Origin of the sequence: Geodermatophilus sp. DSM 44513, assembly GCF_032460525.1 — a bacterium.
Taxonomy (GTDB): Bacteria; Actinomycetota; Actinomycetes; order Mycobacteriales; family Geodermatophilaceae; genus Geodermatophilus.
Genome location: NZ_CP135963.1, coordinates 1,316,959 through 1,339,248, shown reverse-complemented (window position 1 = coordinate 1,339,248; position 22,290 = coordinate 1,316,959). Strand labels below are relative to the sequence as shown.

Below are 22,290 nucleotides of genomic sequence, written 5' to 3'. Positions count from 1 at the left end.
ACACTGTCAGGCGACGCCCAGTGCGAAAGGACGCTTCGCGTGACCCAGCAAGGAATTCGTATCGCAATAGCGGACCACAATGGCACGCTTCGCCTCCTAACGAAGATCGTGGGACTATCCGACGGCGGCTTCGCCGTCACCGCCCCCTACCATTCAGCGCGACAGGGCTTCCTCATGAAGTTCCCCGTCGACTACAGCCGTAGCGAGCTAATGCTGCCAACGGCCGACGTCGTGCCCTACACGGCGGACGATAGAGTCAAGCTGTCATTACACCTTGACGGATTTGTTCAGTTTTCCGGCGAGCGACAAGGACGAATCGTTTCGGGGCGAGATGGCGACGGCCAGCCCAAGGGCCTAGGGCTCATCGCAAACCGTTTGACGAGCCCATTGGCCACCGATGGGCCTACCTTTGGACTATTGGCGTGGGGGCTCGATGATTACAAAGAGCAAGTGCGCATTCGTGACACTCTCGCCTTTGGGGGCCATGATGTGTACTACCGCGACTGCACCCTGGGTGACTGGAGTGCCTGCATTATTGAAGGTTTCGTCTACCCCCGCTCGTATTTGTCGCAGGGGGTTCTGTCCGGGGGGCGTCTGGTCCTCCCTCGCCGCTTTCCCCATTACCAGGGGCCACGTCACACAAGTGGCCTATTCACCCCAACGCGCAATCCCCTTCTGGACATGCAGGGAGCGCTTCTCAATCTCACTCTCGTCGACGTGGGCAGTCCGTACATCGTCATCGGACTGCTCGTATCCCGAGCCACCCACGGCTTTCCGTCGACCTCTGGCTTCACCCTCAACAGTCCGTCGGACATGCGTCACGCGCTCGCAGCCGTCTACCCGAATCCGACGGGAACATCGGACCACGAAGAGGACGGTAGGGTCCGCAGCCTCAACTACACGGGCCAGAATCAGGCCCCCTCGGCTTGAAAGCGACCGGCGGCCGAACCCTCGGTCAGGTGGCGGCCGCGCGCGGTTGAGTTGTCGAGCGACGAGCAGTCGTGGGTCCAGCCCGGGGGTAAGCCCGCGTCAGAGGTCGTCAGGACCTACTCTCGGCGGCCCCATCGCCAGCGTCAGGATCGATGATGATCCGGGTGATGTGCGGAAGCGGCCGGTCCGGTAGCGCCTCCATCTGTTCGTACACGCGGCTCCGCAGACGCGATGCTTCCTCCGGTCCCATGTCGGATGCGATACCAGCGGCAAGTTCCTCAATCGCCTGCATGTACTCGTCGTCCGGCGTCAATCGCACTGCTGACGCGACGAGGTACTCAAGGAGACGCGGCTCGGCCTCGTCCCGGTCCAGGAGCGCTGAGGCGACAGCGGTTGCCATTGCCCAGGCCCCCGCGTGATTCAACATGAGCAGCGCAACGGTGATGATCCGAGGCAGTTGTCGCTCGAGATCGGTGATGAGGGCGTGCCAGATCGCGGGGTGCAGGGCGTCCCGCAGACGAAGTAGCGCCACCAACGCTTCGGGATCGGACTCGACGGCGGCGATCTCATCAAGGTCGACCGGCCGTCTGTCCTGTTCATCGAGACCGGTGACGCTCATCAACTCTTCCAACACGATCAAGTCGAGGGCAGCCAACCGGTCGAGGTCGTGTCCAGTTGGCGTCCAGTCACGCAGAAGAGCTAGAGCTTCCCCGTACTTGCCAGCCCACAGCAGCGCATCTGCGCGGAGGGGCAGCAGTTCGGCAGAGTCTCCGCTCTTCGTCAGCGCAACTTCGTAGTCGTGCGCAGCACCCGCAAAGTCCCCCACCGTCCAGCGAAAGCCACCGCGCTCCCGGTAGAAGTAGTCCCGCTCGGCGTAGCTAGGGTCATACTGGAGGGCGAGCTCTAACTCATCCAGAGCTTCCTCCGTTCGCCGCATGGCGTTGAGCGCCTGAGCCAAGTTGTAGTGAGCTCGTCCGGCGCGGCGCGGGTTCGCTGACGACTTCTCGATCTCAGCGCGCCGACGCATGCTGTCGAACAGCAGCGTCTGCAGTTGCTCATCGAGCCAACCGATTTCCCTCAATGCGAGGTTGAAGTAGCGGTCGGCAGCGTCGCGGGCCTGGGGGTCCTCCCACGCGTTGAGCGTGAGCACAAGGATTAGGGCGTCTTGCAGAAGTCCGGCTTCGCCGAGCATCACGGCGACCGGCTCTGCAACTTCCGGGCTGGTCACCAAGAAGGCGCTGCGAACGGTCTCCCTGAGTAGCTTGGCCCCGGCCGCGTTGGCACCGATGCGCTCAAGGGCGCATGCGGCAGCGACGAAGAGATCGGCGACAAGCATCTCAAGGCCACGGTCATGCATGTAGGCCGCAAGCGGCACCGTGATCCTGATCGAGGCGAAGTCACCTGGCAGTGCGGCGCGAATCGCCGTTTCACCATCAACCGAAACCTCGAGCAGGACTGCCGGCACATCCTCCCCGCCTCCGGCCGGGAGGATCTCCACGTCGTTCCTCAGACCCTTGGCAGCGAGCACCGCACGCATCCGCACTGCGATCTCCGCCTGCGCAGCCACGGTGAAGCTGGGCGCGACTCGGAGACGCAGGGGCAAGGGGCGTGGAAGCTGCCCCGCGCTCAACTGCCGGTGCATGATCACTTCACGGCGTAGCCGGTCACTGACGTCGGTCAGAGAATCACTCGGCGCGAAGCGAATCGTCGTCGTCTGTGCGTCTGGATTCCATCCCGGTTCGCGACCTACGGTGTGCGCCCAGCGACCGAAAAGCTCACCGGAATCGGCGATATAGTACGCGATAAGGACTGGCACAGCCAGGCTTTTCCAGTAATGCACATGCTCAACGGTGACGCGGCGGAGAGGGCCCGACGGATCCCGGTGCTCGCTAGCCTTCAGCTGCACCTTGAATGTGAGCCCTGTGGTCGTTCCATTCTCGAAGATTTCGACCTCGCGGTCGATGCCGTAGTCGTCCTCCCCCGTCGACCGTAGGACCCACTTGGCAGGCAGAGCGGCCTGGAAGGCCCGACGGGACTCTTCTTCGAGAACATGTTCCCGCGGTCTGCTAGGGCTCACAGGGACCACGTTAGTACGCGCACCGTCGGATGCTGGAGACGCTTGGCCAGCGCGCCCTCAAGATGAAGGGCAACGACGCCTTCTACGGCTCGACGCTGGGCATCAACCGAGGCATGTAGTTGCAGCCCGGAGCAAGCGAGCGAAGCAACTGGAGCGTCTGATTTGGCACCCGACGGGCCCTTCGGAAGGCACGAGCTGAAACCGTTGTCGCGTTGAGTGTGCCGCTGAGAGACACGCAGCAGCTCCACGACCTGACCCGGCAGCAGCCCGGATGGCAAGGGCCCGTTGCTGCCTGGCAGCGACGACGCCATCCGCTCGGGTGGGCGTGACGCGCGGATCACGCCTGTTGGAAGGCATGGGCTCCATGCCACCAGGACCACCTTGGCCGATATGACCTCACGCCGCGTTAAGACCGACCATCGAGGACGGCCGAACCGAGCCTCTGTGAGGCCGTTCAGTCCTGGCCGCGTCACCGGAGAAGCCTCAAGATCAAGAGGGACACACCTCATGCATCTCGGAACCGCCGAAGTAGCAGCGCCGGGGAAGGCGATTGGTCACGTAGTGGTCATAACGGCCTCTATGAGACCCCTAGCGAGCTCCTGAGCAGGGCATATGGCCCGGGGCGGCCTGCCTTCCAAGCTGGCCATGCCGGTTCGATCCCGGTCACCCGCTCCCTATCACTCAGCAGGCGCTTGCTCACGCTGACCAGGCCGAAAACCGCATCTTGATACCCAGGCCCGCGCCCCCTGGGCGCCCTCCGGACTCCTCTCCTGTCCCTGATCTTCCCCCATTAAGGACGGCCCTAGGACGGACGACCTCAGCAGCTTCGACCTGGTTGTCGGCAAGTGCGCCTTGCCCGAGTCACCCCAGCCGATGATTGACGAGTCGTAGAGGCAGCAGCCGGACACGGTGACGTCCCAGAAAGTGGTTAGCCGGTCGGGGTTCCGAGCGCGTCGGCGGGGTGCTGGCGTGCGAGGGGCCACCTTATGGATGTCCTGCGTGAGCTCGATGGCTACCGGTCACTTAGATATGCAATCACCCCTGAGGACGCCGACCCCACGACCGCAGTGGTGGCCGTGATGAGGGACGCTCGTTGAAGGAGCTTGATGCGTGCTACGAGCACTTCTTGTGACGGCTCACGCCGACCTTTGATGACGAAGTCCTCGGCTTCACCCACTAGAGAGACACTGTTCGGGACGCCGTCGATGAGCAGAGAGCATCGCACCTCGTCACCTGAATTCAGCAAAGTGTCAGGGATCGTGATGACGGGTTTCAAGGGGAACGTCGCTGGCAAATCCTCCTGATCTGTGTGTCCTGCGCGAATGCGAACCATCTTGATCCCTCGCGCCTCACTTCCCTCATCCACGACCAGTGAAAACGGCCGGTACATCGTCTTGGTACTAAGCCCAACATTGCCCGTGTTCTTGACTGTGACAATGACGACTCGAGGATGCTTTAGTGTTTCGTTGCCAACATTGACGGTGACATGCTCGTGCAAAGTGGTCCCTGGGTGCAACGAGATCAAGTTCGAATCAAGGCCCACCTTCCACTCGATACGCTTCACCTTACGATTCAGCCGGAAGTAGATGAAGCCGGCGAGCAGTCCGAGCAGCGCCAGCACCCAGCCGATCCACGACAGCTCAGCCACAGAACCCCTCCTTCCCTCGTGTTCCTACGCGCGGAGGGTAGACGGATGGCCCGACAATGACTGGGTGACGCGCTAGTCTCGGCGGTCAGTGCCGGACCACCCCACTCCTCCCGAAATCGAGACTGCGGGTGAGCAGGCCGTACCGTTGTTCCTTCGATGTGTTGGCGTGGATTTGTCGACTGGCAAGTTTGTCCTGTCTATCGAAGCTATCGACTCCGACGGCGAGCGAGTGGTTCACACCTGTGTCGCTCGGGGTCAAACGGTGTGGGGCACGCTGGGCTTCTCTGCTTAACTGAGGCTTTTTGGAAGGCGCAGGTCGAGGCACCGGACTAGAACGGCCCGAGGGGGTGGGGTAGCTCCGCTTAGGGGTTGAGCGGGTTCAAAGAGCAGCTAGCTTCCATGTGCCCGGAACCAGTGAAGCTATTGAGAGGGCGGCCCTCGACGTCCTCGATAGCGCTCGCTCGGCGACATCGGCTCCTGCGAGTGGGGCTCGACATCTCAGTCGTCGATGGGCCTCGCGTCGAACCCATGCCGCTTGTGTGCCGTGAGACTCGGGGACGACGTGGGGCGACTGGCCACCGCGCCGGGCCGCTCCTCGCAGGCCTCGGTCAGGCGAGGCGCCGTCCGCCACCGGTCTGGCGTACGGCTGGTAGTGGAGCGGACAGCCCGACGCGACAAGGCCGTTACGCCCGCTCCGCCGCGTGCACGGAGCAGCGCGCACTCAGAGCAGCTGGCGGCTCAGCGGCGCGTGCCGGTTGACGTCCTTGTAGAGCAGGTAGCGGAAGCGCCCCGGGCCGCCGGCGTAGCAGGCCTGCGGGCAGAACGCGCGGAGCCACATGAAGTCACCGGCCTCCACCTCCACCCAGTCCTGGTTGAGCAGGTAGACGGCCTTGCCCTCCAGCACGTACAGCCCGTGCTCCATCACGTGCGTCTCCGGGAACGGGATCACCCCGCCGGGCTCGAAGGTGACGATGTTGACGTGCATGTCGTGGCGGACGTCGGCCGGGTCCACGAAGCGGGTCGTCGACCACACCCCGTGGGTGTCGGGCATGGGCACCGGCTCGACGTCGCGCTCGTTAGTGACGAACGGCTCGGGCACGTCGATGCCGTCCACGCGCTGGTAGGCCTTGCGGATCCAGTGGAATCGCGCCGCGTCGTCCCCGTCGGTGTGCAGCGTCCACACCGCCCCCGGCGGCAGGAACGCGTACCCACCCGGCTCCAGCCGGTGCGAGGCCTCCCCGATCGTCAGCCGCACCGCGCCGTCCACGACGAAGAGCACCGCCTCCGCGGCCGGGTCGGTCTCCGGCCGGTCGCTGCCGCCCCCGGGTGAGACCTCCACGACGTACTGGGAGAAGGTCTCCGCGAAACCGGACAGCGGCCGGGCGACCACCCACAGCCGGGTGCGCTCCCAGAACGGCAGGGCGCTGGTGACGATGTCGGTCATCGTCCCCCGCGGCAGCACGGCGTAGGCCTCGGTGAACATCGCCCGGTTGGTGGTGAGCTCGCCCTGCCCGGGCAGCCCGCCCCGGGGCGCGTAGTAGCTGTTCCTGGTCGACGTCACGTCGGTCGTCCTCTCCTCGTCGGTGGTAACCCGTGCCCTGCCGTGTCCCGACGCTGCCGCAGGCCGTGTCCGGGACGATGACGACGCGCCCGGCGAACACCCCGACCCAGGAGCGACCGATGCCCGACGGTGCACCCCGTCAGCGGCTGGCTGCCGTCAACGACCCCGCGACCGTCCTCGAGCAGCTGGCCCGGCTGCGCGCCGAGCGGGGGCAGGACGTCGCCACCGACCCCACACCACGCCCCGCGCCGCGGTCCACGGGCTTCGACCTGGTCGTCCGCGGGCGGCGGGTCCTGACACCGGCGGGCACCGTCGCCGGCGAGGTCGGGGTCACCGGCGGCCGGATCACCGCCCTCGAGCCGCTGGGCGCCGACCTGCCGGGCGACGAGGTCGTCACCCTCGCCGACGACGAGACGCTCATCCCCGGCCTGGTGGACGCGCACGTCCACGTGAACGAACCCGGGCGCACCGAGTGGGAGGGCTTCGCCACCGCCACCCGGGCGGCCGCGGCCGGCGGCATCACCACCGTCGTCGACATGCCGCTGAACTCGGTCCCCTCGACGGTCACCCGTCCGGCCCTGCAGCTCAAGCAGTTCGTCGCGGCACCGCAGGTCTTCGTCGACGTCGGCTTCTGGGGCGGCGCCGTCCCGGGCAACGAGGGCCACCTGCGCGAGCTGCACGACGACGGCGTGTTCGGGTTCAAGTGCTTCCTGCTGCACTCCGGCGTCGACGAGTTCCCCCCGCTGACGCTGGACGAGCTCGAGTCCTCCCTGCGGGTGCTGCGGGAGTTCGACGCGCTGATGGTGGTGCACGCCGAGGACGCCCGCGCCATCGACCGCGCCCCGGCCGCCGAGGGCGGCGGCTACGACCGGTTCCTCGCCTCGCGGCCCCGCGGCGCGGAGAACCTGGCGATCGCCGAGGTCATCGAGCGCACCCGCTGGACCGGCGCGCGCACGCACGTCCTGCACCTGTCGTCCTCCGACGCCCTGCCCATGCTGCGCAGCGCCAAGGCCGACGGGCTGGACCTCACCGTCGAGACCTGCCCGCACTACCTGAGCCTGGTCTCCGAGGCCGTCCCGGACGGCGGCACCGAGTACAAGTGCTGCCCGCCGATCCGGGAGTCCGCCAACCGCGAGCAGCTCTGGGCGGGCCTGCTCGACGGCACCATCGACTACATCGCCTCCGACCACTCCCCCTCCACCCCCGCCCTCAAGGACCCCGAGAACGGGGACTTCGGCGTCGCCTGGGGAGGCATCGCCTCGGTGCAGCTGGCCCTGTCCGTGGTCTGGACCGAGGCCCGGCAGCGGGGCGTGGAGCTGGGGCAGGTCGTCGAGTGGATGGCCGCCCGCCCCGCCGACCGGCTGGGGCTGCGGTCCAAGGGGCGGATCGCCCTCGGCCAGGACGCCGACCTGGTGGTCTTCGCTCCCGACCAGACCCTCGTGGTGGACGGCGGGAGGCTGCACCACCGCCACCCGGTGACGCCCTACCAGGGGCGGACGCTGTCCGGCGTCGCGCGCCGGACGTTCCTCCGGGGCACCGAGGTCGACCACCGGACCCCGCGCGGGCGGCTGCTCCGCCGGGGGGTCGACTGACTCCGGCGCGACCGGGTCAGCGGCGGGCCAGCACCTCCAGCTGCGCCCGGTCCACCCCGGTGGCGGCCGCCGCCTCCTCCGGCGTGACCGCGCCGCAGTCGACGCCGCGGAGCACCGCGCCGGCCAGCGCCTGCGCGGTGGCCGGCTCGTCCAGCACGCCGCCCTCGATGCGCTCGAGGTAGCCCCGGATCCGGTCGCCGGCGTCGGCCAGCCCGCCGCGGAAGAAGGCGTAGGTGGCCAGGTAGCGGGTGGGCAGGTGCCCCGGGTGCACGTCCCAGCCCTGGTAGTAGCCGCGCTCCAGCGACCGGGTGACCAGGCGGGCGTGCAGCCGCCACGCGCTCCGGACGGCCTCCGGCCCCCCGACCGGCACGACGTTGGTCGACCCGTCCGACAGCCGCACCCCGGTGCCGGCCGCGGCCACCTGCATGACGGCCTTGGCGTGGTCGGCCACCGGGTGCTCCGGGCTCTGGTACGCCGCGGCCACCCCCAGCGCCGCGCTGTAGTCGAAGGTGCCGTAGTGCAGCCCGACGCAGCGGCCGGCCGACGCGGCGACCATCCGCGCCACGGTGACGGTGCCGTCCGCGGCCAGCAGCGCCTGCGGGGTCTCCACCTGGACCTCGAAGCGGAGCCGGCCGGCCGGCAGCGCGTACGCCGACTCCAGCCGGTCGCAGACCTCGACCATGGCCGCCACCTGGTCCACCGAGGTGACCTTGGGCAGCGTGAGCAGGAAGCCCTCGGGGAGGCCGCCGGCACCCACCAGCCCGGCCAGCACCAGGTCCAGGGTGCGCAGGCCACGGCGGCGGGTCGGGGACTCGAAGCCCTTGAACCGGATGCCGAGGAACGGCGGCCGCCCGTCGGCCCGCGCGGTCTCCGCCAGCGCCGCGGCGACATCGGCGGCCGCACGGTCCTCCTCGTCGTCCCCGCGGTGCCCGTAGCCGTCCTCGAAGTCCACCCGCAGGTCCTCCACCGGCTCCCGGGCCAGCTTGTCCCGCACGCGGTCGTGCGCATCGGCCGCCCGGGACACCGGGACACCGGTGGCCTCGGCGAGGGCGGCCGCCGTGGGCGCGTGCTCGCCCAGGAGGACGAGGGCCGCCCGCCCCCAGTCCCGGGGCACGCTCGCTGCGAACCGGTCGGCCGGCACGTAGACGGTGTGCACCGGCTGCCGGTCCCCCGTGTCGCCCGGGTAGTGCCGGCGCAGCCGCTCGTCGGCGGCGGCGAGCCGCTCGTCGAGCAGGTCGGCCAGTTCATCGCTGGTCGCGGTCACCCCTGTGCTCCCGTTCTCCCGCGGCGGGTGCGGGCACGGCTGCTCCCCGGTGGGCGCCGTCCCGCACGGAGGATGCTCCCCCTCGCACTCCGTGCGGGCCCACCCGCTCCCCCAGCGAGGAAGTCGAGGACCGATGGCACACCAGCTCGGACACACCCAGTACGGCAAGGCCGAGACCCGGGTGGTCCGCGTCTACCGCGACACCGACCCGCACGAGATCGTGGACTACAACGTCAGTGCCGCGCTGACCGGCGACTTCACCGACACCCACCTCACCGGCGACAACGCCAAGGTGCTCACCACGGACGCCGTCAAGAACACCGTCAACGCCTACGCCCTGGAGCACGGCGACGCCGCGCGCCAGCCCGAGTCCTTCGGCCTGGCGCTGGCCCGCCACTTCGTCGAGGACGTCCCGCAGGTGACCCGGGCCCGGGTCCGCGTCGAGGCCTCCCCGTGGCTGCGGCTGGCCTCCGGCGGAGCGCCGAACCCGCACGCCTTCGTCCGTGCGGGCCAGTACACCCGCACCGCGACGGTCACGTACGCCGACGGCTGCGCCTGGGTCGTCTCCGGGCTGCGCGACCTCACCGTGCTCAAGAGCACCGACTCGGAGTTCGCCGGCTTCTACCGGGAGCGGTACACGACGCTGCAGCCCACCGACGACCGGGTGATGGCCACCTCGGTCACCGCGCAGTGGTGGCACACCGGCGACGGGGCCGACTGGGCGGGAGCGTTCGACGGCGCGCGGGCCGCCCTGTGCGAGGCCTTCGCCGCCTCCCACAGCCGCGCGCTGCAGCAGACGCTGTTCGAGATGGGCTGCGCCGTGCTCGACGCCGTCCCGGGCGTCGCCGAGGTCCGCCTCTCCCTGCCCAACCGGCACCACTTCCCGGTCGACCTCAGCCCCTTCGGGCTGGACAACCGCAACGAGGTCTTCCACGCCGACGACCGCCCCTACGGCCTCATCGAGGGCACCGTGCGCCGCGAGGGCGCGCCCGACCCCGGTCCGGCGTTCGACCCCGGTCAGGGCTGGTAGGCCGACCCCCCGACGTCCCCGGGCCGGGTCGGTGGGCACGTGCGCGGGCCACCCGCCGGAGACCCCCGGGCTGCGCGGATCCGGCACCGAGGTGCACGGACGCGGACACGCGAGTTAGCTGCGTCACACCGAACCGCCAGGTCATCGAAGCCGCCACGTCCCGAGGAGCACCATGCGCCCCGACCACTTCCTGACCCACACCGCGCTGTCCCGCCGCTCCGCCCTCGGGCTGGCCGGCGCGGCCGCTCTCGGCGCCGCCGGCCTGGCCCGGGCGACGCCGGCCGCCGCGCACGGCTCCAGCGGGACGGGAGGCGGCGAGCAGTACGACGACGTGATGTTCGACGTGGCCGCCGCCGAGGCCGGTGGCTGGGCGCCGTCCCGCTACGGCCCGGACGACCAGCGCGGCACGTTCAACGAGGTGACGGCCGCCAAGACCGCCGCCGCCCTGCAGCTGCTGTCCGACGGCCACCCGGTGACGACGTACAACCTCGGCGAGCTGATGACCAACGGCTTCCCGGCCTTCCAGACCGAGCCGCCGCGGGTCTACGAGCAGCGGCTCACCGTCACGGGGTACCAGCCCCCCGCCGGCTTCACCGAGGGCGGCGGCATCCTGCAGACCACCACACCGCTGGGCGCCAACCGGGTCAGCATCCACGAGGAGCGCTTCCCGCAGGGCTACACCTACCAGATCGTCACCCAGCTCGACGGGCTCAACCACATCGGCGTCGGGGCGACCTTCTACAACGGGTTCCAGGGCCCGGACATCGCCACACCCACCGGGACGAGCCGCCTCGGCAACGAGCACATGGGGCCGATCGTCACCCGCGGCGTCCTGCTCGACGTGCTCGGCCTCAAGCTCGAGCGGGGAGCGAGCGAGGCGCTGTCGACGAACGCGGCCGGTGGCCCGGTGCTGCTGGACGACTACCGGATCACCATCGCGGACCTGCAGGCCGCGGCCAGGCGGGGCGGCATCGACGCCATCCACCCCGGCGACGTCGTGCTCATCCGCACCGGCTGGAACACGATCGCCCGCAGCGAGCCGGAGCGCTACCTGGCCCGGGAGCCGGGCATCTACCTGGCCGAGGCGCGCTACCTGGCCGACCGGCGCCCCGCCATCATCGGCTCGGACACCTGGGGGCTGGAGGTGCTGGGCAACCCGGTGGTGCAAGCCGTGTTCCCGGTGCACCAGGAACTGCTGGTCAAGAACGGCATCCGGATCGGTGAGGGCGTCATCACCGACGGGCTCGCCGAGGACGGCGTGTACGAGTTCGTCTACGTGACGACGCCGCAGTACGCGCAGGGCGCGACCGCGGGCAACGCGCCGCCGGCCGCGCTCGGGCAGCCGGGGCGCCACCGCAGCTGGGGCTGAGCCGCCCGCGCGGTGGGGGGTGACCGGCCGGGTCACTCCCCGCCGGGCGGGGTCCGGGCGGCCAGCGCCTCGGCGAGCCCGAGCGCGTGGGCCAGCACCCGCGTCACCGGCCGGTCGAGGGCGGCGGCCGCGCGCGCGACGTCCTCCCACTCGGGCATGGCGTTGAGCACCGCGCCGTCCGGCCCCCACCCGAGCTTGACGGCGACCGGCTGCCCGTCGACGTCCACGGTGCCGAACGTGCGGCGGACGGCGTGCCGCACGACGGACGTCTCGCGGACGCCGAGGGTCGTGGTCTCGCGCAGCAGCACCTCCCGGACCCGCGCCGCACCGGACGGCGGGGCGAGCGCCGCGACGACGTGCGCCGGCCGGCCCTTCTTCATCAGCGTCGGGGTCAGCCAGGCGTCCAGCGCACCGGCGTCCAGCAGGGCGGTGAGCACCAGCGGCCAGGCGCGCGGGTCCAGGTCGTCGACGTTGGCCTCCAGCACCACCGCCGTCGTCGTGCCGGGGTCCCCCGCCGGGACCTCCCCCACGACCAGCCGCACCACGTTGGGCCGCCCGGCCGGGTCCCGGGTGCCGGCGCCGGTGCCGGTGGCCGTCGGGCGCAGCAGCGGCATCGGGCCGAAGCCGTCGGCCAGCGTGGTGGCCAGCGCGACCCCGGTGGGCGTGGCCAGCTCGACCTCGTCGGGCCCGCCCCGCCCCGGCGCACCGGCAGCCGCCAGCAGGGCCAGCACGGCGGGGCCGGGCACCGGGATCGTCCCGTGCGCCGTGCGCGCGTGCCCCCCGCCGAGCGCGATCGGGGAGACCACCAGCCGGTCCAGGCCCAGCGCGGCCAGGCCGGCGCACACCCCGACGACGTCGGCGATCGCGTCCAGTGCGCCCACCTCGTGGAAGTGCACGTCGTCCTCCGGCACGCCGTGCACCGCCGCCTCCGCGACCGCCAGCGCGCCGAACACCCCGGTCGCCGTCGCGCGCAGCGGGTCCGGCAGCCGGCCCAGCAGCCCGCGGACGTCGGCCCACGTGCGCGTCGGCTGACCCGCCTCCGGCGCCTCCACCACCACGCGCACCGCCCGCAGCCCCGCGCGCGACACGTCCTCGGCGCGCAGCGCGACCGGCAGCTGCAGCGGCTCCAGCGCCGCGGCGAGGTGCGCCAGCGGCACCCCGGCGCCGACGACGGCGCCCAGCAGCATGTCGCCGGCCACGCCGTTGCCGCAGTCCAGCCAGCCGACCCGCCCGGTCACCGCGGCGCCTGGGTCCGGCGGGCGATCCGCGCGGCGAACACCCCGGCGCCGAAGCCGTTGTCGATGTTGCAGACGACCACGCCGGCCGCGCAGGAGTTGAGCATCCCCAGCAGCGCGGCCAGCCCGCCGAAGCTGGCCCCGTAGCCGACGCTGGTCGGCACGGCCACGACCGGCGTGCCGACCAGCCCGCCGACGACGCTGGGCAGCGCGCCCTCCATGCCGGCCACCACGACGAGGATGTCGGCGTCCTGGAGCACCGGGCGGACGTCGAGCACGCGGTGCAGCCCGGCGACGCCGACGTCGGTCACCCGGACGACGCCGGCCCCGAAGGCCCGCGCGGTGGTCGCCGCCTCCGCGGCCACCGCGGAGTCCGACGTCCCGGCGGTGACGACGCCGACCAGCCCACGGGCCGGTGGCGGCTCGCCCACGACGATCGTGGTGGCCTCCACCCGGGCCTCGGGCCAGCGCAGCCGGACCGCCGCCACGGTCGCGGGGTCGGCCCGGGTGACCAGGGCCGGTCGGTGCGGGGTCGCGGCGCGCAGCGTCCCGAGGATCGCGACCACCTCGTCCGGGGTCTTGCCGGCCCCGTAGACCACCTCCGGGTCGCCGGTGCGGGACAGCCGGTCGGTGTCCACCCGCGCGAAGCCCAGGTCGACGTACCCGGGGTCGCCCCCCTCGCGGTCCACGCCCGCATCCTGCCCGGCCGCGACCGGCCCGCGCGGTTAGGGTCCGGGCAAGTGCTGTCCGACCGGAGCGGGACGGGTGATCTCCATGAGGGTGCGACTGGCCTACGGCGAGCAGGGCCTCACCGTCGACCTGCCGGACGAGCGGACGACCGTCGTCGAACCCCGCTTCGTGCCGGGTGCGCCGGACCCGATGGCGGTGCTCCGGACGGCGCTGCGCGAACCGGTGGCCGGGCCGCCGCTGCGCGAGGTCGTCCGGCCCGGCCAGACGGTGGCCATCTCCGTCTGCGACGGCACCCGCGCCCAGCCGCGCGTCCTCATGGTGCCGGCCGTGCTCGACGAGCTCGCCGGCATCGTGGCGGACGACGACGTCCTCGTCCTGGTCGCCACCGGCACGCACCGCGGCAACACCGACGCCGAGATCCGGGCCATGCTCGGCGACGTCGTCGACCGGGTGCGCGTGGTCAACCACGACGCCCGCGACGACGCCTCGCTGGTCTGGATGGGCACCCACGGCAACGGCGTCCCCGTCTGGCTGGACCGCCGCTGGGTCGACGCCGACGTCCGCATCACCACCGGGTTCGTCGAGCCGCACTTCTTCGCCGGGTTCAGCGGCGGCCCGAAGCTCGCCGTCCCCGGCCTGGCCGGCCTGGAGACGGTGCTCACCCTGCACGACGCCGCGCGCATCGGGTCCCCGCAGGCCGTCTGGGGGGTCTGCGAGGGCAACCCCGTCCACGACGACATCCGCGCGGTGGTCGCCGCGGTGGGCGGCGTCCACTTCGGCTTCGACGTCACCCTCAACCGGGACCAACAGGTGGTCGGCGCGTTCGCCGGGGAGCTGTTCGCCATGCACGCCGCGGCCCGCGAGGCAGCCCGGGAGCTGGCGATGGCCCCGGTGCCCGGGCGCTTCGACGTGGTGGTCACGACCAACTCCGGCTTCCCGCTGGACCAGAACCTCTACCAGGCCGTGAAGGGCATCTCCGCGGCGGCGACCGTGGTCAAGGACGGCGGGGCGATCATCTGCGCCGCGGAGTGCCGCGACGGCTTCCCCGACCACGGCTCCTACAAGGAGGTGCTCCAGTCCGCGGAGTCGCCCCAGGCGCTGCTGGACGTGATCGAGAACCGGGCGCAGACGGTGCCCGACCAGTGGCAGGTGCAGGTGCAGGCCAAGGTGCAGAGCCGGGCGCGGGTGATCATGCACACCGGCCACCTCTCCGACGAGGCGCTCGCCGCCGCCCACCTGGAGCAGACCCGCGACATCGGCGCCACGGTGCGCGAGCTGCTCGACGCCGCGGGCCCCGACGCCCGGGTGTGCGTGCTGCCCGAGGGGCCGCAGACTATCCCGTACGTGGCCGCCGAGCTGCTCGCCGACGCCCGCTGAGGCCTCGCACGTGTCCGTGACGTCGCTGCCGCCGGAGGACCGCCGGGCGGTCGCCGCGCTGCAGGCCGGGCTGGCCGGCACCGCGCGGCTGGGGGTCGCCTTCTCCGGCGGGGTGGACTCCTCGGTGCTGCTGGCGCTGGCCGCCGACGCGCTCGGCGCCGGCCGGGTGCTCGCGCTGCTCGGGGTCTCCCCCAGCCTGGCCGCCGACGAGCGGGACGCCGCCCACCGGGTCGCCGCGCACGTCGGGGTGCCGGTGGTGGAGGTCGAGACCGCGGAGGGCGACCGGCCGGAGTACCGGCGCAACGGCCCGGACCGCTGCTTCCACTGCAAGGACGAGCTGTTCGCCCGGATCTCCTCCGACGTCGTGGCCCGGTACGGCCTGACCGCGGTCGCCTACGGGGAGAACGCCGACGACGCCCGGCGCCCGGACCGCCCCGGCGCCCGCGCGGCCACCGCGCACGCCGTGCTGCGCCCGCTGGCCGACGCCGGCCTGGACAAGGCCGCGGTGCGGCGGGTCGCCCGCGCGTTCGCGCTGCCGTGCGCGGACAAGCCGGCGGCCCCGTGCCTGGCCTCCCGCATCCCGCACCACAGCGAGGTGTCGCCGGAGAAGCTGGTGCAAGTCGAGCGCGCCGAGGCGGGGCTGCGCCGGCTGGGCCTGGCCGACCTGCGGGTGCGCCACCACGGGGACGTCGCCCGCCTGGAGGTCGCCGTCGAGGACCTCCCGGCGCTGGTCACCGACCCGCTGCGCGAGCAGGCGCTGGCCGTGGTGCGGGCGGCCGGCTTCCGGTTCCTCGCCGTGGACCTCGCCGGCATCCAGTCCGGCGCCTTCACCCTGCCGCTGGTGGCCGTCCGCGAGGGCTGAGCCCGCGGGCCGCTGGTCGACGGCCCGCGATCGCTGCACACCGGAGGCCCGGGACCGCGCCGGTTCCGGGCCGCTGCGGTCCACCCGTCCGCCGCGGCGGCCGGCTCAGGCCGGGTCGACGGGCAGGCCGAGCCGACGGAACAGGTCGTTGTCCAGGTTCAGGAAGCTCGAGACGTGCGCGACCCGGCCGGCGCGCACCTCCAGCACGTGCAGCGCCCACGGGGCGTACCCGCCACCGGGCACGGGCCGCCACTGGGCCAGCGCCGGGGCACCGTTGGCGGTGGTCGCCAGGACGCGAGAGCCGCGGCACTCCGCCCCGGGGCCGAGCATCCAGGTGCCGATGTCGTCTCGGCCGCGCAGCCACATCTCGAACGGTGGCATGTGCTGGGTGGCGTCCTCGTGCAGCAGCGCCACCAGCCCCTCGACGTCGTAGCGCGCGAAGGCGTCCACGTAGCGGGCGAGCAACGCCCGGTGGTCGTCGTCCAGCGGCTCGGTGTCGGCGTCCGCACCGACGGCGGCCATCGTGGCCCGTGCCCGCTGCAGCGCGCTGTTCACCGATGCCACCGTGCTGTCCAGCAGCGCGGCGACCTCGTCGGCCTTCCAGCGCAGCACCTCGCGCAGGATGAGCACGGCCCGCTGGCGCGGCGGCAGGTGCTGCAGCGCGGAGACGAACGCCAGCCGGATCGACTCCCGCTGCACGGCCTGCTCGGCGGGGTCGGCGTCCTCGGCGACGACCATCCGGTCGAGCACCGGCTCCACCCACGCCGTCCCCGGCCGGCGGGCGGCCAGGGAGGCCGGGACCGGCTGCCACGGCTGACCGGACAGGTCCATCGGCAGCGCCCGGCGCTGGCGGCCGGAGAGCTGGTCGAGGCAGACGTTGGTGGCGATCCGGTACAGCCACGAGCGCAGCGCCGAGCGGCCCTCGAAGTCGCCCAGGCCGCGCCAGGCGCGCACCATCGTCTCCTGCACGGCATCGTCGGCGTCGAAGGCCGACCCGAGCATCCGGTAGCAGTAGCCGGTCAGCTCGCGCCGGTGCTCGAGCAACCGGGGGTCCAGCTCGTCGGTCAGCACGGTGGTCACGGGGGTCCTCCTCCGGCTCGGGGCGGCGACAGCTCACCACAGCAGACCGACACGACGGGAGACGCCGGGCCCCGATGGGGCTACTGGTAGCTGACCAGGTCCGGGCGCGGCTCGACCTCGACCGTCTGCTCGGGGGTGAGCACCGGCAGGTCCTCGTCGTAGAAGTTCTTCCAGCCCCAGGCGACCTCGTCGGGCTCGGTCTGCCGCAGCACCCGCCAGGTGTCCTGCTTCGCCGGCTGGGAGCCCTGCCCGTCGACGTGCACCATGAGCGCGAGCTCGTCGCGGGAGGTGTCCAGCCGCTCGCGCTCCGGGATCATCCGCACCTGGAACTGGTGCAGGACGAGCAGCTTCTGCGGCAGCGCGTTCTCGCGGGTGAGGTCGGCCAGCCAGGTGACCACATCGTTGACCTCGTCGATGGACACCTGGCCGATCTGCTGCAGGTGCACCTGGTCGGGCTTGAGCCGCCACTCGGGGTCCAGCGCCAGGCCGACGTGGGGCAGCTCCAGCAGCGGGCGGTACTGCTCGGCCTGGGTGACGAAGTCGGTGCGCCCGGGCTGCAGGTCCAGGACGACGTAGAGCCCCGCCTCCCCGGCCGCCTCCACCCACGGGCGCACGTCCTCCACCGACTGCTCGGTGGAGTAGTTGCCGTCCGGTCCGGCGGCCGACGACGCCACCGTCACGATGATCTCGAAGGCCGGGACGACGGGGACGTCGACCAGCTCCTCGTAGGGGGCCGCCGTGCTGCGCGCCCGCTCGATCGAGGCCTCCAGGTCCTGCTCGCCGAGGACGCCGAGCGCCGCGCCCTCCGTGCTGCCGTAGAGGGCGATCATCATCCGCCCGGGGAACAGCAGCTGGCCGCCACCGGGCAGCTGCGCGCCGGTGGCCGCGACGTCCAGCTTCCACTCTAGCCCCTCCTCGGCGCCGAACCCCGCACCCAGCGCGACGACCGTCTCCGGCTGCTGCTCGCCCAGCAGCTCCACCAGCTCGGCCGAGCCGCGGGGGTCGGTGCCCTCGGTCAGCTGCACCCGCGCGCCGGCCGCCCGCGCGGTCGCGACGCCGGCGACGGACTCCGGCCCGCCGGTGCTCAGCACGATCGTGCCGTCCAGCGGCTCGGCCCGCTCCACGGCGGGCAGCTCCCCCGGGTCGTCGCCCGCGGGGGGCTCGGGGGCGTCCCCGATCACCAGGGCGGCCGGCTGCTCGGGGTCCAGCCCGGCGACCGCGGCGGCCTCCGCCCCGCCGTCCACCTGCTGGTCACCGCCGAGGTCCAGGCCGGTGGCCTCCTCGACGGCCTCCGCGTCGGCGGGCACGGCGACCACCTCGGGCCCGCCCTCCCCTGCCCTCTCGGCAGCACCCACGCCGCCGCCCTCGGCGGCACCCACGGCCAGAACCGTCGTCGTCCCGAGCCGCTCCAGCTCGGCGGTCAGCGCGTCGGCCGGCCCGCCACCGGACGGCTCGAGCAGCAGCGGGACGCCCAGGCCGGTGGCGGCCGAGGCGCCCAGCAGGGTGCCGGCCGTGTCGCCGTCCCGGGCGACGACGGCGACGTCCGCGGTGTCGAACAGCGCCCGGCTGGTCGAGGCCGCCGCGGCGACCGGGTCCTCGTCGGCGACCAGAGTGAGACGGGCGTCGGGCGGGGAGGTGCTCACCGCGGAGCCGGACTCCCCGCCGCCCTCGTCGGAGGCCCCGCCGCAGCCTCCGGCCAGCAGGACCACGGTCAGGGCGATCGGCACCGTCGGAGAGCGCACAGCTCCCTCCCCCTGCCGGGCACACGGTCGTGGGACACGACGGCGTGGACGCGCCCGGCTCCCCGCGACCCTAACCAGGGCCCGGGACGGCCCCCGCCCGAGCGGCCCGGTCGCCACGGAGCGTGCGGGCGCGACCGCGGAACCCGGTCGCCGCCGGTCCCGCGCGCCGGGTAGACAGCTCCGGTGACCGACTTCGCCGACCGGCTGCGCCCCGCCACGGAGCAGGAGTGGCCCGTCTTCAGCCGCGCCTTCTTCTCGGTGTTCGGCGAGGACCCGCCGGCGTCCTTCGTCGACACCGTCCCCGCCCACGCCGAGCTGGACCGCTCCCTGGCCCTGTGGGACGGAGACCGGGTCGTGGCGACCGCCGGGATCTACAGCCGGGAGCTCACCACGCCGGGCGCCGTCGTCCCCTGCGCCGGGGTGACCTGGGTGAGCGTGGCACCCACCCACCGCCGCCGCGGCGTGCTCACCGCGCTGGTGCGCCGCCAGCTCACCGAGCTGCACGAGCAGCAGCGGGAGCCGGTGGCGGCGCTGTGGGCCTCGGAGTCCTCGATCTACGGCCGGTTCGGCTACGCGCCGGCCACCTGGCGCGGCAACCTCACCGGCGACGTGACCCGGCTGGCCCTGCGGCCGGACGTCGACCTCGGCACCGGCAGCGTCGAGCAGGTCGGACTCGAGGCGTTCCGCGCCGCCGCCGTGGGCCTGCACGACCGACTGCGCCGCACCGTCCCGGGCAACCTGGCGCGCACCGCACCCTGGTGGGACCGGCTGCTGCGCGACGAGCCCGAGCAGCGCCGCGGCGCCAGTGCGCGACGGTTCCTGCTGCACACCGAGCCGGACGGCGCGGTCACCGGCTACGCCCTCTTCCGGGTGCGCGGGGGGTGGACCGACGACGGCCAGCCCGACGGCACCCTCGACGTCGAGGAGGTCCGCGGCCTGACCCCGCCCGCGTACGCCGCGCTGTGGCGGTTCCTGCTGTCGGTGGACCTGGTGCGCACCGTGCGGGCCGGCTCCGCCCCGCCGGACGACCCGCTGCGCCACCTGCTCGCCGAGCCCCGGGCGCTGCACTCCCGGCCGTTCGACGCGCTGTGGGTGCGGCTGGTCGACGTCGGCCGGGCCCTGGCCGCCCGCCGCTACCCGGCGCGGGTCAACCTGGTGTTCGAGGTGCGCGACCGGTTCTGCCCGTGGAACGACGGCCGCTGGTCGCTGGTCGGCCACCCCGCCGGGGCCTTCTGCGCGCGGACCGACGCCGACCCCGACCTGGTGCTCGACGTCGAGGCGCTGGCCGCGGCCTGGCTCGGCGGGGTGTCGCTGGCCACGCTGCAGGCCGCCGGGCGGGTGACCGAGGTCAGCCCGGGGGCGGTGACCCAGGCCGCGACCGCGTTCCGCTGGCCGGTGACCCCCTGGTGCCCCGACAACTTCTAGAAGGACCCCACTGCCCCCCACCCCTCACTGACGCTCGGCGCGGGCCCCTGCAGCGAGGCCACCTCAGTGGTGTCCCCCGCAGCAGGGGTGGGAGTCGGCCTGCTCGAAGGGGCACACCTCGCCGTCGTCCCACGGCGTGACCGGCAGCTGAACGCGCCCGCCGGCCAGCCGCAGCCGCACGTAGCCGTTGGTCCGCAGCACCAGGGCCGGGTCGTCGGGCACGCCCACCCGCAGCACCTCCTCGACCACCGTCGTGGCCACGACGTCGGCCAGCGGCAGCAGCGCGGGCAGCTCGTCCTGCCCCGGGAAGCGCAGCACCCGCCCCTCGGTGCGGTCGCGGTGCGCGACCGCCGACGCGGCCGCGTGCTCGCGGTGCCCGTCCGCGCCCCCGGTGTGCTCGACGCCGTCGTCCCCGACCACCGCCCAGCCGTGGTCCGCCCCGACCGCGCCGGCCAGCACGTCGGCGGCGGCCGCCGCGTCGGCGGTGGCGGCGAGGGAGCCGGCGTGGTGCCCGCCGGTGGCCGCGCGCACCACGTGCGTGGCCACCCACGGAGCCCCGCCGAGGGCCGCGCCGAGGCCGAGCACGCGGTGCTCGACCTCGGCGCGGGCCCGCAGCGAGGAACCGTCCGGGCCGCAGACGGCGACCCAGCAGCCCATCTGAGCGCCCCGGCTCAGGACACGCGGACGAACACCGGGTTGCTGTAGAACCACAGGTCCAGCCACGGGTCGCTGTTGCCCACCGGGTCCTGCCGGGGCTCGATGCTGCCCGGTGCGCTGACGTTGCCGTCGGTGCCGCGCAGCCGCAGGTAGAACGGCTCCTCGACGCGGCGGAACACGTGCTCGACGACGATCTCGTCGGTCCCGCCGACCTCGTAGGAGCCGACCACCCGGGTGCCCGGCGCGGCGAGGGTGTCCGGGTCGGCCGCCGGCCCGGTCATCGGCCCGGCGACCACGTCGACCCGGCGCAGCCGCGGGACGTCGCCGTTGGCGTTCGGTGTGCGACGCGGCCGGATGCGCGCCTTGAGGCGCACGTCCTCCCCGCGGTGCACCTGCACCTGCTCGCCCAGGGTGCCCGCGTGGTGCCACCGGTCAGCGCCGGAGACGGTGACCTGCAGGCCGTCGATCAGGTCGCCGTGCCCGACCCAGACCCGGCCGGCACGCATCGCGTCCATCACCGCGCCGTAGGAGCGCTCGCGGGCGCCGACCCAGGTGCGCGAGTAGTACCCGGGCCAGAAGTCGCCGCGGTCGTAGATCGGGGCGCCGGAGGAGATCGGGTCGCCGTAGCGGCCGTTGGCGTCGAAGTACTCGCGGGTGTCCTGGCCCGGCGGGCGGATGCGGTCGTCGCCCCACACGGTGTGGGAGTCGGAGTTGGCGGTGATGAACCAGGTGCGGCCCTCGGCGAGCAGCGAGTCCCACAGCCCGCCGACGGTGGCGGTCATCCAGTCGAACCCGCCGAAGGTGCGGTAGGACTCCAGCGGGTAGCCCGGGAAGCTCTCCGGGCCGGGCTCGCCGGCGTAGTAGCCGCGTGCCTCCCCCGGGCCGCCGGGCAGCGGGATGGACGCCGCCTGGTGGCCGGGCGCGCCCTCCATGCCGATGGCCACCCGCGGGTCGGCGGACTGCCAGGCGCGGATCTCGTGCGGGCTGTCGATGCCGCGGCGGGCGGGGTGGTTGGCCAGGAACAGCGCGCTGGGCGTGCGCCCGGAGAGCATCTGCTGGCCCAGCCACCGGATGCCGGCCACGGCGTGCGCCTCGTTGGCGGCCGTGCCCGCGCTGGTGCCGGTCACGGACCCGTCGAACTGCTGCTCGAACTCCTGCAGCACGGCCAGCTCGTTGCTGTTGGGCGCGACGAACACGGTGCCGTGCTCGGCGGCCGGGATGTTCCACTCCAGGCCCTGGAACACCAGCATGTCCGGCAGGTCGGCGCGGGCGGCGCGGATGTCGGGGTTGGTGAGCTCCACGCCGATGCGGGCGTGCGCCGCGGTGCCGTGGTCGGTGATCACCATCCAGTCGGTGCCGTAGCGGCGGGCCTCCTCGACCTGGGTCCGCACGGTGTAGAGCGCGTCGGGGCTGTACTGCGTGTGGATGTGGTGGTCGCCGTTGAGCCACACCAGCCCGCTGCCCCGCCGTCCGCTCGCGGCCGCCGGGGCGGCGCTGCCCAGCCCCACCGCGCCCAGGCCCGCGGCGGCGCCGATGACGCCGGCGGCCTGCAGGAAGCGCCGCCGGCTGAGGTCGGTGGGTGACAGCTCCCCGTCGGGGACGGCGAGGTCGCCGTAGGGCGCGCCGTGGTCGTGCTCGTGGACGTGAGGGTGGTCGTGCGCGTGGTCGTGGCCGTGCTCGTGCTGGCTGGACATGGGCCCTCCCGCGGGGTCGTCGGTCACCCCCGGAGGGGGTCCGGCTCCCCATCGTCG

General features: G+C 72.8%; 17 protein-coding genes. 7 read left to right on the top strand and 10 right to left on the bottom strand.

Annotation, left to right across the window (positions count from 1 at the left end; translation table 11 throughout):
- The first annotated feature begins 39 nt into the window (after positions 1-39).
- The gene (locus RTG05_RS06540; RefSeq protein ID WP_166527965.1) at positions 40-930 is read left to right on the top strand and encodes a hypothetical protein; all 891 of its coding nucleotides are present in this window, start codon (positions 40-42) and stop codon (positions 928-930) included.
- 109 nt (positions 931-1,039) lie between these two features.
- Here RTG05_RS06540 and RTG05_RS06535 read toward each other — a convergent pair whose 3' ends face one another.
- From RTG05_RS06535 to RTG05_RS06525, 3 genes are all read right to left on the bottom strand, one after another.
- Complete coding sequence (locus RTG05_RS06535) at positions 1,040-3,007, bottom strand: tetratricopeptide repeat protein (RefSeq protein WP_166527964.1); 1,968 nt, start codon at positions 3,005-3,007, stop codon at positions 1,040-1,042.
- A 1,012-nt stretch (positions 3,008-4,019) separates the two neighbouring features.
- Entirely contained in the window at positions 4,020-4,655 is a 636-nt protein-coding gene (locus tag RTG05_RS06530) for a hypothetical protein (RefSeq protein WP_166527963.1), read from the bottom strand.
- A gap of 721 nt (positions 4,656-5,376) precedes the next feature.
- On the bottom strand, positions 5,377-6,216 hold the full coding sequence (locus RTG05_RS06525; protein WP_166527962.1) for a bifunctional allantoicase/(S)-ureidoglycine aminohydrolase: 840 nt from the start codon (positions 6,214-6,216) through the stop codon (positions 5,377-5,379).
- A gap of 119 nt (positions 6,217-6,335) precedes the next feature.
- On the opposite strand from RTG05_RS06525, the gene allB reads away from it, so the two are divergent.
- Positions 6,336-7,808 (top strand): allantoinase AllB, encoded by a 1,473-nt coding sequence (allB, locus tag RTG05_RS06520; RefSeq protein WP_166527961.1) that lies wholly within the window; start codon positions 6,336-6,338, stop codon positions 7,806-7,808.
- Between the two features lie 16 nt (positions 7,809-7,824).
- Here the strand turns inward: allB and RTG05_RS06515 are convergent, their stop codons facing one another.
- The gene (locus RTG05_RS06515) at positions 7,825-9,072 is read right to left on the bottom strand and encodes a DUF6986 family protein (RefSeq protein ID WP_166527960.1); all 1,248 of its coding nucleotides are present in this window, start codon (positions 9,070-9,072) and stop codon (positions 7,825-7,827) included.
- Between the two features lie 133 nt (positions 9,073-9,205).
- Here RTG05_RS06515 and pucL point away from each other — a divergent pair, with 133 nt between their 5' ends.
- Both pucL and RTG05_RS06505 read left to right on the top strand, forming a co-directional pair.
- Positions 9,206-10,102: a factor-independent urate hydroxylase gene (gene pucL, locus RTG05_RS06510; RefSeq protein ID WP_166527959.1), complete on the top strand. Its 897-nt coding sequence runs from the start codon at positions 9,206-9,208 to the stop codon at positions 10,100-10,102.
- Between the two features lie 172 nt (positions 10,103-10,274).
- Positions 10,275-11,471 carry a cyclase family protein gene (locus RTG05_RS06505; protein WP_166527958.1) on the top strand — a complete coding sequence of 399 codons (1,197 nt, stop codon included), beginning with the start codon at positions 10,275-10,277 and terminating at the stop codon, positions 11,469-11,471.
- Positions 11,472-11,503: 32 nt separating this feature from the next.
- Here the strand turns inward: RTG05_RS06505 and larC are convergent, their stop codons facing one another.
- Both larC and larB read right to left on the bottom strand, forming a co-directional pair.
- The gene (gene larC / locus RTG05_RS06500; RefSeq protein WP_315912390.1) at positions 11,504-12,709 is read right to left on the bottom strand and encodes a nickel pincer cofactor biosynthesis protein LarC; all 1,206 of its coding nucleotides are present in this window, start codon (positions 12,707-12,709) and stop codon (positions 11,504-11,506) included.
- Positions 12,706-13,395 carry a nickel pincer cofactor biosynthesis protein LarB gene (gene larB / locus RTG05_RS06495; RefSeq protein WP_166527957.1) on the bottom strand — a complete coding sequence of 230 codons (690 nt, stop codon included), beginning with the start codon at positions 13,393-13,395 and terminating at the stop codon, positions 12,706-12,708. Before larB ends, larC begins: the two co-directional genes overlap by 4 nt.
- 85 nt (positions 13,396-13,480) lie before the next feature.
- Between larB and larA the strand changes: the two genes are divergently transcribed.
- Positions 13,481-14,773 carry a nickel-dependent lactate racemase gene (gene larA, locus RTG05_RS06490; RefSeq protein WP_208104827.1) on the top strand — a complete coding sequence of 431 codons (1,293 nt, stop codon included), beginning with the start codon at positions 13,481-13,483 and terminating at the stop codon, positions 14,771-14,773.
- A gap of 10 nt (positions 14,774-14,783) precedes the next feature.
- Positions 14,784-15,635, top strand: a complete 852-nt coding sequence (larE, locus tag RTG05_RS06485) for an ATP-dependent sacrificial sulfur transferase LarE (RefSeq protein ID WP_166527955.1) — start codon at positions 14,784-14,786, stop codon at positions 15,633-15,635.
- Positions 15,636-15,740: 105 nt separating this feature from the next.
- Here larE and RTG05_RS06480 read toward each other — a convergent pair whose 3' ends face one another.
- Both RTG05_RS06480 and RTG05_RS06475 read right to left on the bottom strand, forming a co-directional pair.
- Positions 15,741-16,715 (bottom strand): sigma-70 family RNA polymerase sigma factor, encoded by a 975-nt coding sequence (locus tag RTG05_RS06480; RefSeq protein WP_166527954.1) that lies wholly within the window; start codon positions 16,713-16,715, stop codon positions 15,741-15,743.
- Positions 16,716-16,795: 80 nt separating this feature from the next.
- Positions 16,796-18,457 carry a hypothetical protein gene (locus RTG05_RS06475; RefSeq protein ID WP_166527953.1) on the bottom strand — a complete coding sequence of 554 codons (1,662 nt, stop codon included), beginning with the start codon at positions 18,455-18,457 and terminating at the stop codon, positions 16,796-16,798.
- Positions 18,458-18,640: 183 nt separating this feature from the next.
- On the opposite strand from RTG05_RS06475, the gene RTG05_RS06470 reads away from it, so the two are divergent.
- A complete protein-coding gene (locus RTG05_RS06470) occupies positions 18,641-19,882 on the top strand; it encodes a GNAT family N-acetyltransferase (protein WP_166527952.1) in 1,242 nt (413 codons plus the stop codon).
- A gap of 63 nt (positions 19,883-19,945) precedes the next feature.
- Here the strand turns inward: RTG05_RS06470 and RTG05_RS06465 are convergent, their stop codons facing one another.
- Together RTG05_RS06465 and RTG05_RS06460 are read right to left on the bottom strand one after the other, a co-directional pair.
- Positions 19,946-20,539, bottom strand: a complete 594-nt coding sequence (locus RTG05_RS06465; protein WP_166527951.1) for a hypothetical protein — start codon at positions 20,537-20,539, stop codon at positions 19,946-19,948.
- A 14-nt stretch (positions 20,540-20,553) separates the two neighbouring features.
- Entirely contained in the window at positions 20,554-22,233 is a 1,680-nt protein-coding gene (locus tag RTG05_RS06460; RefSeq protein WP_166527950.1) for a PHP domain-containing protein, read from the bottom strand.
- Positions 22,234-22,290 lie beyond the last annotated feature (57 nt).

Coding starts and splice junctions, on each gene's coding strand:
- pucL (WP_166527959.1), top strand. CDS start 9,206: ATGGCACACCAGCTCGGACACACCCAGTACGGCAAGGCCGAGACCCGG.
- allB (WP_166527961.1), top strand. CDS start 6,336: ATGCCCGACGGTGCACCCCGTCAGCGGCTGGCTGCCGTCAACGACCCC.
- RTG05_RS06465 (WP_166527951.1), bottom strand. CDS start 20,539: ATGGGCTGCTGGGTCGCCGTCTGCGGCCCGGACGGTTCCTCGCTGCGG.
- RTG05_RS06505 (WP_166527958.1), top strand. CDS start 10,275: ATGCGCCCCGACCACTTCCTGACCCACACCGCGCTGTCCCGCCGCTCC.
- larA (WP_208104827.1), top strand. CDS start 13,481: ATGAGGGTGCGACTGGCCTACGGCGAGCAGGGCCTCACCGTCGACCTG.
- RTG05_RS06460 (WP_166527950.1), bottom strand. CDS start 22,233: ATGTCCAGCCAGCACGAGCACGGCCACGACCACGCGCACGACCACCCT.